Origin of the sequence: Bradyrhizobium sp. LB11.1 (assembly GCF_040549385.1) — a bacterium.
Taxonomy (GTDB): Bacteria; Pseudomonadota; Alphaproteobacteria; order Rhizobiales; family Xanthobacteraceae; genus Bradyrhizobium.
In genome coordinates, this window is sequence record NZ_JBEPTH010000008.1 from 291289 (window position 1) to 303902 (window position 12614).

At 64.2% G+C, this 12614-nt stretch carries 12 protein-coding genes and 1 tRNA gene; 8 read left to right on the plus strand and 5 right to left on the minus strand.

The features are described from left to right. The first annotated feature begins 109 nt into the window (after positions 1–109). A complete protein-coding gene (locus ABIA96_RS22570; RefSeq protein ID WP_354139243.1) occupies positions 110–577 on the plus strand; it encodes a nuclear transport factor 2 family protein in 468 nt (155 codons plus the stop codon). An 11-nt stretch (positions 578–588) separates the two neighbouring features. Here ABIA96_RS22570 and ABIA96_RS22575 read toward each other — a convergent pair whose 3' ends face one another. The 3 genes from ABIA96_RS22575 to ABIA96_RS22585 all read right to left on the minus strand — a co-directional run bounded on the left by ABIA96_RS22575 (position 589) and on the right by ABIA96_RS22585 (position 3354). After that, positions 589–1386, minus strand: a complete 798-nt coding sequence (locus ABIA96_RS22575) for an acyl-CoA thioesterase domain-containing protein (protein ID WP_354139244.1) — start codon at positions 1384–1386, stop codon at positions 589–591. Positions 1387–1540: 154 nt separating this feature from the next. Further along, a complete protein-coding gene (gene queG, locus ABIA96_RS22580; RefSeq protein ID WP_354139245.1) occupies positions 1541–2713 on the minus strand; it encodes a tRNA epoxyqueuosine(34) reductase QueG in 1173 nt (390 codons plus the stop codon). Next, positions 2662–3354 carry a glutathione S-transferase family protein gene (locus ABIA96_RS22585; RefSeq protein ID WP_354139246.1) on the minus strand — a complete coding sequence of 231 codons (693 nt, stop codon included), beginning with the start codon at positions 3352–3354 and terminating at the stop codon, positions 2662–2664. Before ABIA96_RS22585 ends, queG begins: the two co-directional genes overlap by 52 nt. 169 nt (positions 3355–3523) lie before the next feature. Between ABIA96_RS22585 and ABIA96_RS22590 the strand changes: the two genes are divergently transcribed. From ABIA96_RS22590 to ABIA96_RS22600, 3 genes are all read left to right on the plus strand, one after another. Continuing rightward, on the plus strand, positions 3524–4330 hold the full coding sequence (locus ABIA96_RS22590; RefSeq protein WP_354139247.1) for an undecaprenyl-diphosphate phosphatase: 807 nt from the start codon (positions 3524–3526) through the stop codon (positions 4328–4330). A 222-nt stretch (positions 4331–4552) separates the two neighbouring features. Further along, positions 4553–5884 (plus strand): FAD-binding oxidoreductase, encoded by a 1332-nt coding sequence (locus ABIA96_RS22595; protein ID WP_354139248.1) that lies wholly within the window; start codon positions 4553–4555, stop codon positions 5882–5884. Positions 5885–5887: 3 nt separating this feature from the next. Beyond that, positions 5888–6628, plus strand: coding sequence for an SDR family oxidoreductase (locus ABIA96_RS22600; RefSeq protein WP_354139249.1), 741 nt, complete (start codon positions 5888–5890; stop codon positions 6626–6628). Between the two features lie 166 nt (positions 6629–6794). Here the strand turns inward: ABIA96_RS22600 and ABIA96_RS22605 are convergent, their stop codons facing one another. Next, positions 6795–7760, minus strand: coding sequence for a complex I NDUFA9 subunit family protein (locus ABIA96_RS22605; protein ID WP_354139250.1), 966 nt, complete (start codon positions 7758–7760; stop codon positions 6795–6797). 150 nt (positions 7761–7910) lie between these two features. Between ABIA96_RS22605 and ABIA96_RS22610 the strand changes: the two genes are divergently transcribed. Then, a tRNA-Leu gene (locus ABIA96_RS22610) sits at positions 7911–7997 on the plus strand. Positions 7998–8103: 106 nt separating this feature from the next. On the opposite strand, the gene ABIA96_RS22615 is transcribed toward ABIA96_RS22610, so the two are convergent. Further along, on the minus strand, positions 8104–9375 hold the full coding sequence (locus ABIA96_RS22615; protein WP_354139251.1) for an MFS transporter: 1272 nt from the start codon (positions 9373–9375) through the stop codon (positions 8104–8106). A gap of 279 nt (positions 9376–9654) precedes the next feature. Here ABIA96_RS22615 and ABIA96_RS22620 point away from each other — a divergent pair, with 279 nt between their 5' ends. The 3 genes from ABIA96_RS22620 to lptC all read left to right on the plus strand — a co-directional run bounded on the left by ABIA96_RS22620 (position 9655) and on the right by lptC (position 12601). After that, positions 9655–10980, plus strand: coding sequence for a UbiA family prenyltransferase (locus tag ABIA96_RS22620; RefSeq protein ID WP_354139252.1), 1326 nt, complete (start codon positions 9655–9657; stop codon positions 10978–10980). A gap of 121 nt (positions 10981–11101) precedes the next feature. Then, positions 11102–11716: a ribonuclease D gene (locus tag ABIA96_RS22625; protein WP_354139253.1), complete on the plus strand. Its 615-nt coding sequence runs from the start codon at positions 11102–11104 to the stop codon at positions 11714–11716. Between the two features lie 159 nt (positions 11717–11875). After that, entirely contained in the window at positions 11876–12601 is a 726-nt protein-coding gene (lptC, locus tag ABIA96_RS22630; protein WP_354139254.1) for an LPS export ABC transporter periplasmic protein LptC, read from the plus strand. The last annotated feature ends 13 nt before the right edge of the window (positions 12602–12614 follow it).

The window sequence follows — 12614 nt, forward strand, 5'->3', positions numbered from 1 at the left end:
GAAGGTGGCGCGAAGCGCCGGATGAGGGGTTCCTTCCGCGGAGATAGACCCCTCACCCAAGTGAATGCGTGTCTACCAGCGGAGCTAAAAAACACCGGGAGGCGATCCGATGACCACCACCGCCATGCTGCGCGCCTTCTGCGACGCGGTCGAACAGCGCAACGGCAATGCCTTCGCTGACCTGTTCACCGAGGACGGCGTCTATCACGACGTATTCTACGGCGCGTTCACGGGCCGCGAAAAAATCACTGCGATGGTCGACGACTTCTTCTATCGCACGGCGACGGATTTCCGCTGGGACATGCACGACCCCGTTACCAACGGCACCACGCTCTATGCGCGCTACACCTTCAGCTACAAGTCGACCCTGCCGGAAGCGAACGGCGCGCGAGCGATGTTCGAGGGCGTCGCAATCATGACGCTGCGCGACGGCAAGATCGCCAGCTATCATGAGGTCGCCAACACCGCGCCGGCGTTTGTCGATCTGAAATTTGCGCCGGAACGGATTGTGAAAATCGTCGGCAAGCAAGGTGCGGAGCTCAAGGCGCGGCCGGAGATGAAGCGGCATCTGGGCTGACGGGGGAGCCCTTACGGCGGCGGCGGTTTCGCCATCGGCTTGCGCTGCGCCAGGGCCGCCACCGTCGCGGTGCCGATCGGACCTTGCTCGTCGTAGAGCCAGCATTCGCCGATCGCCACGCCGTCGGTAGCCTGGTGGTTCACCACGTCGAAACCGATCCAGTTCGTCACCGGCAGACGGTGCAGGTAGATCGTCACGTCGCTGTTGATGTAACCGAGCCCCTTGTCGCCGGCATTGGCAAACGGGCTCGCGAAATCGGCACCCGTGGCGACATGGACGAACGGCGACATCGGTACGCCCGCGACGAGCTCGCGCACCTCGCTCATCCAGAGTTTTCGCGGTCCGAGCGAGCCCATATGGCCGACGATCGGCCGCGTCGTCCATTTGCCGTTCATGCCGAGCCTGGGATCGGTCGGCTTTGGAATATCGTCCGGCCTCGGCACGTCCCAGTTCGGCGGCGACCAGACATTGCCGTCAGGATTTTGCGTCCGCCGCAACAGCTGGCACGAGGCGCGCGCCATGCTGACGCCACCGGAGACAAACTCCGCCTCGATCACGCGGATGCGCATTCCGTCGCGCACCAGCCGCGTCGTCACCTCGATCGGCTTGTCGATGGTCGGCAGCCGAAACATGTCGACGGTCAACCGCGCCGGCACGAATTCAGGCCCGGAATGGCGCTCCTCGATGGCAAAGCCGAGCAGGCCGATGATGACGCGTCCGTGCAGCGATTTCGGATCCCAGGGGCCGTTGGCCACTTCCGTCGGATGGAATGTATCGCCGTCGCGGGTGAAGAAAGGCATGTTTATCATGGCGCGCGACCTTGAAGGATCGCGCGGGGAAATCAAGATGCTCAATCCTCATGGTGAGGAGGCGCGAAGCGCCGTCTCGAACCATGAAGGCCCCGCTGCTGCATCTCGGCCTGCATCCTTCGAGACGCCGCTGCGCGGCTCCTCAGGATGAGGATCAGGTTTTGCCCCACTCCTCACGCACATTTTCGTCTCGCTCGTTGCTCATTGCAGCGCTTTTCATCGCGTCAAACTGATCTTGCTCCAGCAACTGCCCCAACGCCCACACCGCGGCCCCGCGCACCAGCGGGCTCGCATCATCCAGCAACCGCCGCGCTTCCTCCGCCAGCGCCACATCGCCGGAGTTACCGATCGCGATCAGCACGTTGCGCAGGAAGCGGTCGCGGCCGATGCGCTTCACCGGCGACTTCGTGAACAGCGCGCGAAACGCGGCGTCGTCGAGCCGTGAAAGTTCAGCAAGCTCCGGCGCACGCAATTCATCGCGCGCGGCGAGCTTGGCTTCGCGTCCCTCCTGCGCAAATTTGTTCCAGGGGCACGCCGCAAGGCAATCGTCGCAGCCATAGATGCGGTTACCCAGCGCTTTGCGAAACTCGCGCGGGATCGGCCCCTTGTTCTCGATGGTGAGATACGAAATGCAGCGCCGCGCATCGAGCTTGTAGGGCGCGGGGAACGCCGCGGTCGGACAGATGTCGAGACACGCCTGGCACGAGCCGCAATGATCGATCTCGGCATGATCGCGCGGCAGATCGAGCGTGGTGTAGATCGCGCCAAGAAATAGCCACGAGCCGAATTCACGCGAGACGAGATTGGTGTGCTTGCCCTGCCAGCCGAGATGCGCGGCTTGCGCGAGTGGTTTCTCCATCACCGCCGCGGTGTCGACGAATACCTTCACGTCCGACGGCGCGGTCGCGACCAGCCAGCGCGCCAGCGCCTTCAGCCGCTTCTTGATGAGATCGTGATAGTCGTCGCCCTGCGCGTAGACCGAGATCGCCGCGCGGGTGCGCTCTCGCAGGATCGCGAGAGGATCCTGGTCGGGGCCGTAATTGACGCCGAGCATGATCACGCTGCGCACGTCAGCCCACAGCCCGCGCGGATCGACACGGCGTTCCGGCTGGTTCGCGAGCCACTCCATGTCGCCATGGCCGCCCGCGGCGATGAACTCGAGGAAATGTTGTCCAGCGTTCTCGATCGTGCCCGGCTCGGTGATCCCGATGCAGTCGAAGCCGAGCGCCTGCGCTTCGCGCGCAAGCGCCGTCTTCAGTTCAGTCGGATCGGAGTTCAGAAATCCAGGTCCACATAGGTCCGCGACGCCGGCACGCCCGCCAGCCATTCGCTCAGCAGCGGACGGAACGACGGGCGGGATTTCACCCGCGCGTACCACGCCTTTGCTGCGTCGTCCTCGCTCCATGGCACGTCGCCCAGATAGTCGATCGCCGAGAGATGCGCCGCGGCGGCGAGATCCGCGTAAGTGGGCCGGTCGCCGGCGAGGAAGTTACGGGTCTGCGCCAGCCAGCCGATATAGGCGAGATGATAGCGCACGTTGGCCTTGGCCGCGCGCATCACGTCCGGCGAGGGCGGTCCGCCGCCATTCTCCTCGCTCATGAAGCGCTTGTAGATGCGCTCGGTGACGAGCGGGTGGGAGACCTCCTCGAAGAATTTTTCGTTGAACCAGGCCATCAGCCGGCGCACCTCGACGCGCTCGGCGATCGTCTCCGGCATCAGGCGCTTGGGTCCCATCTCTGCGCCATAAGCCTCGTCGAGATACTCCGCGATGATGGCCGCGCCCGGAATCGGCGGCTGCTCGTCGTCCACCAGCACCGGCGTCGTGCCGGCCGCATTGAGTAGCATGAATGCCTCGCGCCGCTCCCAGCTGCGCTCCTCGGCCAGCTTCAACTCGAGCCCGTATTCGCCCACGATCAGGCGGATGAAACGCGAATGCGGACAGAACGGATGATGGAACAGCGTAAACATGAAGCCTTTGACTATTTGATGGTGCTTAAGAATCCATCAATATTTGTGCGGCGCCACACTAGCCCTTCAAAACCGCGAGGCAAAGGCGCGATAGCGCATTTTGCGATTGCGAGCGAGGGGCGAATAGGCGAGAAGAACCCCGCTTTTCCAGCGGAAATGGACCGTAAATATGTCAGATACAATACGGGCAGTGATCCTCGGCATCATCGAGGGTGTGACCGAGTTCCTTCCCGTTTCATCGACCGGCCACTTGCTGCTCGCGGAGCGCTTCTTCGGCCTCGGCGAGGGCGCCTTCTGGGATTCGTTTACCGTCCTGATCCAGCTCGGCGCGATCCTCGCGATCGTCGTGCTCTACTTCAAGAAATTGTGGGACGTCGCGATCGGCATGTTCACGGGCGATGCCTATGCGCGTCGCTTCGTGATCGGCGTGCTGGTCGCGTTCCTGCCTGCGGTGGTCGTCGGTCTCGTCGCCGGCAAATACATCAAGAGCATGCTGTTCAATCCGTGGGTCGTATGCTTCTCGCTGATCGTGGGCGGTGCCATCCTGTTGTGGGTCGATCGGCTCGATCTCAAGGTGCGCGAGCGTGACGCCACCAAGTTTCCGCTACTGATGTACCTCTATATCGGCATCGCGCAGTGCATCGCGATGATCCCGGGCGTGTCGCGCTCCGGCGCCAGCATCGTCGCGGCAATGTTTCTGGGCGCGGACAAGCGGGCGGCGGCGGAATTCTCGTTCTTCCTCGCCATCCCCACCATGATCGGCGCGTTCGCCTACGATTTCTACAAGAACCGCTCCGAGATGACGATGGACCACATGGGCATCGTCGCCATCGGCTTCGTGGTGTCGTTCATTACCGCGATCATCGTGGTGAAGGCGTTCCTCGGATACGTCACCCGCCACGGCTTCGTGGTGTTCGCCTGGTGGCGCGTCATCGTCGGCACCCTCGGCCTGATCGCGCTGGCGCTCGGCCATTAACTTCTGACAGTTCGTTGTGGCCGTAGCCCGGATGGAGCGTAGCGCAATCCGGGGCCGGCATCGCTTGTGGCACGATCCCGGATTTCGCTACGCTCCATCCGGGCTACGCAGCTGCGCTCGGGCGTTAACTTTTGAAAACTCGCTGACAAGCCTCAACGCAATATCAGCTTTTGACCGGTAGGCAGTGTCCGGAGCGGGGTGGCCCGCGGGCGGAGCTGACCAATGACCCTCGTCAGCGGCTGGGGGCGCTTCCCGGTCGTCGATAGCGAAGTGCTTCGGCCGCGCTCGTTCGAGGCCGTGGGCGCGGCTGTCGCTGACGTGACCGGCTCCGTGGCCCGGGGCAATGGCCGCGCCTATGGCGATGCCGCGATCGGCGTCAGCCGGACCATCGCGATGACCGGGTTCGACCGGGTCAGGTCGTTCGATCCGGCCACGGGCCGCATCCGCCTGGAAGCCGGCGTGCTGCTGTCGGACCTGATCGATACCTTTGGCCCGCGCGGCTTCCTGCCCTTCGTCGTACCCGGCACGCGGTTCGTGTCGGTCGGCGGCGCCATCGCTGCCGACGTGCATGGCAAGAACCATCATGGCGAGGGCGGTTTTGGCCGCTATGTCGACAGCATTCTGCTGCGCACCGGGGCAGGCGAGACCATCGAGATCTCGCGCGGGCAAAATCCCGATGCCTTCTTCGCGACCGTCGGCGGCATGGGCCTCACCGGAATCATTCTTGAGGCCACGATGCGGCTGCGCACCGTCGAGACCGGCTGGATTCGCGAGCGCGTGATCCCGGCATCCGATCTCGACGCGGCGATGCGCGCGCTCGAGGCGAGCGAGGCCGCGACCTATTCGGTGGCGTGGATCGATTGCGTGGCGCGCGGGCGCGATCTCGGCCGCTCGCTGATCTATCTCGGTGAGCACGCAAGCGCCGACGAGCTTACTGAGGGCGCCGATCGTTTTCCCGTGGGCAAAAATCCCGGCCTTGCGGTGCCGATTGACCTGCCGTCGGTGACGCTCAACCGCTTCAGCATCCGCGCCTTCAACGAGCTCTACTATCGTATGGGCGCGCGGCGCGCCGGCGGCGATCATGTCGTCTCGCTCTATCCGTACTTCTTCCCGCTCGACAGCATTGCCGACTGGAACCGCATCTATGGACGACGCGGTTTCCTCCAGCATCAATGCGTGATCCCCGAGGCCGGCGCGCGCAACGTGTTGGGTGACATCCTCGATCGTGTCTCGAAGCGCGGCGATGCCTCGTTTCTCGCGGTACTCAAAAAACTCGGCCACGGCGATGGCCTGCTGTCGTTCCCGCGGCCCGGCTACACGCTCGCGCTGGATTTCCCGGTGAAGGGCGACATCCTGAATTTCCTCGACGAGATCGACCGTCTGGTCGTCGCCGCCGGCGGACGGCTTTATCTCGCGAAGGACGCGCGGCAGTCGCGCGCGACCTTCGAGGCCGGGTATCCCGCTTTGCCGCGCTTCAACGCGATCCGCAAATCGCTCGATCCCGCCAGGAACATCCGCTCAAAACTTTCACAACGTCTGTTCGATGAGGTTTAAGCCGTGACGTCACGCAAGACCGTTTTGGTGCTCGGTGGCTCCTCCGATATCGGCCGCGCCGCAGCGCGCGCCTTTGCCAAGGCCGGCTACGATGTGGGCATCGCAGGCCGCGACATTGCCGCGCTGGAGCCTGACGCGGCGGATTTGCGCGCGCGCTACGCTGTCGAAGCGAGCACGTGCAAATTCGACGTGCTCGACACCGCCTCATTCGACAGCTTTGTCGCGGGCCTTCCCGCCTTGCCTGACGTCGTCGTCTCGATCATCGGCCTGCTGGGCGTGCAGCCAAACGCCGAGAGCGATCTCGCCCACGCGACGACGATCATGCGCTCGAACTACGAGGGACCGTCATTGATCCTCGGCTTGTTTGCGGAGAAGTTTCTGGCGCGCGGCAATGGCACGATTGTCGGCGTGTCGTCGGTCGCAGGCGATCGCGGCCGCGCTTCGAACTATGTCTACGGCTCGGCGAAAGCCGGCTTCTCCGCCTTCCTGTCGGGCCTGCGCGCCCGCGCCAGCCGCGGTGGCGTGCACGTCGTCACCGTGAAGCCCGGTTTCGTCCGCACCAGGATGACGGAAGGCATGAAGCTGATCGGCCCGCTCACCGTCGACGCGCCTGTCGTCGGCGATGCGATCCTCAATGCTGTCGAGACAAAGACCGACGTCGTCTATGTCAGCGGCAAATGGCGTCTCGTGATGCTCATCATCAAGACGCTGCCCGAGGCGGTGTTCAAGAAGCTGAAGTTTTGAGGCTGCTGCGGCGGCGGTGCGCTCCCTCGCCCGCTTGCGGGAGAGGGCAGGGGAGAGGGTGTCTCCGCAGAGAGACTCCCAACGAGGAGAAAGCCCTCACCCGCCGCTACGCGGCGACCTCTCCCGCAAGCGGGAGAGGTTAAGAAAGACCGCCGTCAACGTAGGGTTACGCGCTCTTGCGCTGGAACTGGCCCTGCGGGCGGAAACGCCAGAGATATTGCGGCGCGATCGCTTCCAGCGAGTCAGCCGTGATGCCGAGGCCTTCCAGCGTGAGCCCGGCGGCCTTCGCGGCATCCGACACGACATTGTCGCGCTCGAGCAGCGTGACCTGGTCCGGCGTCAGCTTCAGCGCGCCCGGTGCGAATTGCAGGACGGCGGCCTGGAGGCGGGCGAGGCCGAACGACAGCGGCACCAGCATCGGCTTGCGATCGGCGATCTCGACGATGGCCTCGATGATCTCGCGCATGGTCAGCACTTCCGGCCCGCCGAGCTCATAGGTCGCGCCCGCCCTGGCCTTGCCGTCGACGGCATCGGCGATCGCGGTGGCGACGTCGCCGACATAGACCGGCTGCATCTTCGTGTCGCCGCCGATCAGCGGCAGCACCGGCGACATCCGCGCCAGCGCCGCGAACCGGTTGGTGAACTGGTCTTCGGGGCCGAACATCACGGAGGGGCGAAAGATCGTGGCCGATGGCACGGAAGCCGTCACCGCCGCCTCGCCGGCCGCCTTGGCCTTGGCATAGCGCGCGGGCGATTCGGCATCGGCGCCGATCGCCGAGACATGGATCAGGTGCGCACCCGCGGCGGCTGCCGCCTTGGCGACGGTCTCGGCGCCCTTGGCCTGGACGGCGTCAAACGTCTGCCCGCCGCCCTCAGTGAGGATGCCCACCAGATTGATCACGACATGCGAATCACGCACCGCCGCCTCGACCGAGGCCGGATAGCGCAGATTGGCCTGGATGGTGTGGACCTGCCCGACCTTGCCGGAGGGCTGGAGGAAGCCGGCAAGCTCCGGCCGCCGCACCGCGACCCGGACCCGGTAATCCCGCCGGCACAGCGCGCGGACGACATTCCGGCCCAAAAACCCCGATCCGCCGAAAACCGTGACGAGAGTTTCCAGATTCGATGCCATAGGAATTATCCTGGGTCCGTTCCTGCGGGAAGAGTGCGTGTTATCAGGCTTGTATCGGGCCGGTTTGCGATGCGCAATCCGCAAGCCGAACCATGAATTGACAACCGCGTCACTGAACCGTAGTAACCGCCTCCGTGCCCCAAACGGCATGCCCAGGTGGTGGAATTGGTAGACGCGCTGGCTTCAGGTGCCAGTGGCTTAACGGCCGTGAAGGTTCGAGTCCTTTCCTGGGCACCATTTTGCGGGATTTGGTCCCCAAATAGGCCTGCTTCCAATCATCGGAGCTAGCCGGACCGCGATCTTCGCATCGCCGCCGCGGGATGGCTGATGGGACCAAAATCCCTCACACCACGCTCCTCCCCGCCCGCTCCGCCACCGATTTCTGCACAAAATACATCATCACCAGCGTGATGATCGTCGTCGTGACGACGACGTAGCCGATCCGGTCGAAATGGAGCAGCGAGCCGTCCGGTTGCTGCGAGATGATCGCGGCGGCGAACACCGAGCCGAGCCCGCCGGAGAGTTGCTGGAGCGAGGCGCTGACCGCGCTGAACGAGCCGCGCTGGCTGGGATCGGGGATCGCCGACATCAGCGCCTGCGACGGGATCATGCGCGAGAAGATGCCGACGAACATCAGCACGTTGACGATGATCGCAGTCACCAGCGAGACGTGGCCGAGATGGGTGTAGATCAGCACCATGACGGCGGTCATCGCGCAGCCGAACACGAAGGTCGGATATTTGCCGAACGCATCGCTGGCACGGCCGACCAGCGGTCCCGTGATGATGCTGAACAGGCCGGAGACGAGATAGATCGTGGGCAAATGCTCGAGGTCGATGCCGATATTGTTCACGGTGAAGGCGCTGGAGAACGGCATCAGCATGTAGCCGCCCGTCGCCAGCAATGTCGTGACGACGAAAGCCAGCGTGTAGCGCGGCTCTCCGATGGTCGCGACCAGATGGCGGAACGGGTTCTTGTCCTGCTTCAGCTTCAGATGCGCGTCGACCGGCTCCATGGCGAAAGCGATGACGGCGATTGCTGCGATCGACAGGCCGACGATCGCAATGAAGCAGACATGCCAATTCCAGTGATTGGCGAGAAACAGCCCGGCCGGAACGCCCAGCACCTGGCTCGCGGCGAAGGCCGTTTGCACGAATCCCATCACGCGGCCGCGCAGGTGCAGCGGAAACAAATCGGTGGTGATGGCGAGCACGATCGAGCCGATCACGCCGCCAAACAATCCGGTCACGATCCGGCCGATCAGCAGGACCTGGTAAGTCTGGGCCACGGCGCAGAGCATGGTTCCGAGCGTGAAGCCGACATAGAAGAACAGCAGCAGGCGCTTGCGATCGAAGCGATCGGCAAAGCCGGCGGCCAGGATGCCGGAAAATCCGGCGCTGAACGCATAGGCCGACACCGCGACGCCAAATTGCCCGGCCGTGATGTTGAGCGAGGGCATCAGGATGGCGCCGAGCGGCGACATGATGATGAAGTCGAGAATGATCGTGAACTGAGCGAACGCCAGCAGCGCCACCAGCAGTGACTGGTAGCGCGTAAAGCCGCGCTGGCGTTCCTGTTGATCGTCGATCGGCGCGGCGAGCGTCTGGTCTGTCATGACACCTGATACGTGGGGCAAGGGCGCGGGAAGCTGGCCTCAGATAGGGTGCGCGTCGGCGATTTCCACGGGCGCCGGGCCTGAGTTCCGCTGGTATATCGAGTGCGCGCCGGATTGTGGGATCCCTGCAACAGCCCGGCGGCGGGCTCTCTCGGTTGCCGTTCTCCGGCCGAATTAAGCCGCCCTTAGCCAATGCTGCCTAGGCTCGCGGCCGTCCTTTTCCGGCTTCCCGGCCAGCCCTCGGGCCGGCCGAGTCACAGTCAGTCAGAGCGTTTTCGGATGGAGCAGCCCGTCAGGCAGTACGATCGGAGCGAGGCCGCGTCGCAGGCTGTTTCGGCGCCGGGGCGCACCCTCGTGATCGATCTCGAAGGTGCGCTGTTGCGGTCCGAGCTGCTGATGGAAGCGCTGTTCAGCAGCCCCGGCCGAATGCTTGGCCGTTTCGGCGCAGGCGGACGTCCGGGCATGGCGGCCCTCATCGATATTCTGTCGCGGGCCGAGATCGACTACGCCCATCTGCCCTATGAGTCCGATGTGCTGAACCAGGCGCTGGCGGCACGGGCCCGGGGCGAGAAAATCTATCTCGTTGCAGGCCGCTTCGCTCGCCATGCCGCCGGCATTGCCGCGCATCTCGGCTTCGACGGCGTCGTGACGCCGGCCGATCTTGCTGCGGGCGACAGCCTGCCGTTCGATCGCGCCGCAATCGAGCGCATCGATAACGTCAACCGCCGCCGCGCCAGCCTGAAGATTTGGGCGAAGGCGCTGCGGGTCTATCAATATGCCAAGAACACGCTGGTGTTCGTGCCTGTTATCACCGCGCATCAGGTGAATGTCGCCACGCTGGGCACCACGCTGCTGGCGTTCCTGGCGTTCTCGGCCTGTGCGTCGGGCGCCTATCTGATGAACGATCTGCTCGATCTCGCCGCCGACCGGCAGCACCCGACCAAGCGCCATCGCGCGCTCGCGGCAGGCGACTTGCCGATCTCGTCGGCGCTATCGGTGATCCCGGCGCTGTGGCTGTTCGCGCTCGCCGCCAGCCTCTGCATCTCCTTGACCTTCCTCGGCGTGCTCGCCGCCTATCTCGCCACCACCATCGCCTATTCGCTCGTGCTCAAGCGCAAGATGCTGGTCGATGTCGTGACGCTCGCCGGGCTCTACTCCTTGCGCATCGGCGCCGGCGCGGTCGCGGCGGGTGTCGTGCTGTCGGAATGGCTGATGGTGTTCTCGCTGTTCGTGTTCACCGCGCTCGCGCTGATCAAGCGCTTCAGCGAACTTAGCATGCGCCAGGGCGAAGGCCTCGCCGATCCCTCCAACCGCGACTATCGCGTGAGTGATTTGCACATCATCGCCGCGATGGCGGCCGCGAGCGCGATGAATGCGGTGACAGTGTTTGCGCTCTATGTGTCGTCCTCGGCGGTGACGCCGCTCTACAGCCGTCCCTGGATGCTCTGGCTGCTCGCGCCCCTGCTGCTCTACTGGTTCGGCCGCGCCCTGATGATCGCGCATCGCCGCGAGATGCCCGACGATCCCATTATCTACGCCTTCCGGGACGGCGCGAGCCGCACCACGGTGGCGGCGATGGTCTGCATCATGCTGGCGGCGATCTGACTGCAGCCCCGATCTGGCCCCTATCCGGCGCTTGCGTGGTCCGGCGGCAGTCGATACATCGCGGACTATCGATTGGCTTATGATATCGACGCGACCGATTCGATTGAGGGTTTGAAACGCCATGACCGTACGCCTGCATCGCGGCGACCTGCCTGACCTCTCCCGCTACACCTCAGCGGTGGCGATCGACACCGAGACCATGGGGTTGAACCCGCACCGCGACCGGCTCTGCGTGGTCCAGCTCTCGCCCGGCGACGGCAGCGCCGACGTGGTGCAGATCCCGAAAGGCCACACCGACGCGCCGAACCTGAAGGCCCTGCTGGCCAATCCCGCGATCACGAAGATCTTCCATTTTGCGCGGTTCGACGTCGCGGTGCTGTACCAGAGCTTCGGGGTGATGACCGGGCCGATCTACTGCACCAAGATCGCCTCCCGCCTGACCCGCACCTATACCGACCGCCATGGCCTCAAGGACCTCGTCCGCGAGGTGCTCAATGTCGACCTCTCCAAGCAGCAGCAATCGAGCGATTGGGGTTCCGACAGCCTGACCGAGCCGCAGCTCGCCTATGCCGCCTCCGACGTGCTGCATCTGCACGCACTTCGCGAGCGGCTCGACGCCATGCTGGTCCGGGAGGGCCGCAGCGCGCTGGCAAAGGCCTGCTTCGACTTTCTGCCGACCCGCGCTTTGCTCGACCTCCAGGGCTGGGAGGAAGAGGACATTTTCGCGCATTCCTGAGCGGGCCCGGCGACGGTTTGCCCAGGGCAATCGCCCCGTTTCGGACACTTTCGTACGGCCTGTCCAAGGCTGATATGTCCAAGGCTGCATATTTTGGCGGCGCCGGGTACAATGGGGCGCCCTTGAACCGGACAAGGCGAGCGACACCCTGGAGCAGCGGTGAATTCGGCCCAGTTTTCCACCTACGACGCCGCACTCGCGGCGAAGTTTGCCAGCGCGGCGCGCCACAGCCGCCTGGTGCGGATTCTGCGCATCGCGGTGCCGGTAACGGTGGCCGTGTCCATGGCCGCCATCGTCGTCATCTCGACCTTCCTTAATCCCTTCAAGATTCCCATAAAGCTCGACTCCGGAAATCTCGTGGTGACCGGCACCAGGATCACGATGGAATCGCCGCACCTCTCCGGCTTCACTCCGGATCAGCGGCCCTACGAGCTCTGGGCCAAGACCGCGACGCAGGACATCACCGACCCCGATCATGTCGACCTCAACGATTTGCGCGCGAAGGTGCTGATGGAAGACCAGTCGACCCTGTTCCTCGATGCCCGCACCGGCCGTTTCGACAACAAGCAGCAGCAGCTCGATTTGCACAAGGACGTCTTCCTGCGCACCTCGACCGGCTACGAGGCGCGGTTGAACTCCGCTTTCGTCGACATGAACAAGGGCACGGTTTCTTCGGATGATCATGTCGACGTCAAGCTGACCAACGGTACGCTCACCGCCGACCGGCTCCGCATCACCGAAGGTGGTGACGTCATTCGTTTCGAAGGCAATGTCGTGATGCATCTGGACAAGATCAGCACGGACGAGACCGCCCCCGCGCCGGTCGAGCAGCCCGCGCCGGCACCACAGCCGAAGTCCAAGAACAAATCAGCCAACTCAAAATGATTTCCAGAACCGG

Excerpts from the sequence above, each read along its gene's own strand:
- ABIA96_RS22625 (WP_354139253.1), top strand. The coding sequence starts at position 11,102 with ATGACCGTACGCCTGCATCGCGGCGACCTGCCTGACCTCTCCCGCTAC.
- ABIA96_RS22585 (WP_354139246.1), bottom strand. The coding sequence starts at position 3,354 with ATGTTTACGCTGTTCCATCATCCGTTCTGTCCGCATTCGCGTTTCATC.
- ABIA96_RS22575 (WP_354139244.1), bottom strand. The coding sequence starts at position 1,386 with ATGATAAACATGCCTTTCTTCACCCGCGACGGCGATACATTCCATCCG.
- ABIA96_RS22570 (WP_354139243.1), top strand. The coding sequence starts at position 110 with ATGACCACCACCGCCATGCTGCGCGCCTTCTGCGACGCGGTCGAACAG.
- ABIA96_RS22595 (WP_354139248.1), top strand. The coding sequence starts at position 4,553 with ATGACCCTCGTCAGCGGCTGGGGGCGCTTCCCGGTCGTCGATAGCGAA.
- ABIA96_RS22605 (WP_354139250.1), bottom strand. The coding sequence starts at position 7,760 with ATGGCATCGAATCTGGAAACTCTCGTCACGGTTTTCGGCGGATCGGGG.
- queG (WP_354139245.1), bottom strand. The coding sequence starts at position 2,713 with ATGGCTGGCGGGCGTGCCGGCGTCGCGGACCTATGTGGACCTGGATTT.
- ABIA96_RS22615 (WP_354139251.1), bottom strand. The coding sequence starts at position 9,375 with ATGACAGACCAGACGCTCGCCGCGCCGATCGACGATCAACAGGAACGC.
- ABIA96_RS22590 (WP_354139247.1), top strand. The coding sequence starts at position 3,524 with ATGTCAGATACAATACGGGCAGTGATCCTCGGCATCATCGAGGGTGTG.
- ABIA96_RS22620 (WP_354139252.1), top strand. The coding sequence starts at position 9,655 with ATGGAGCAGCCCGTCAGGCAGTACGATCGGAGCGAGGCCGCGTCGCAG.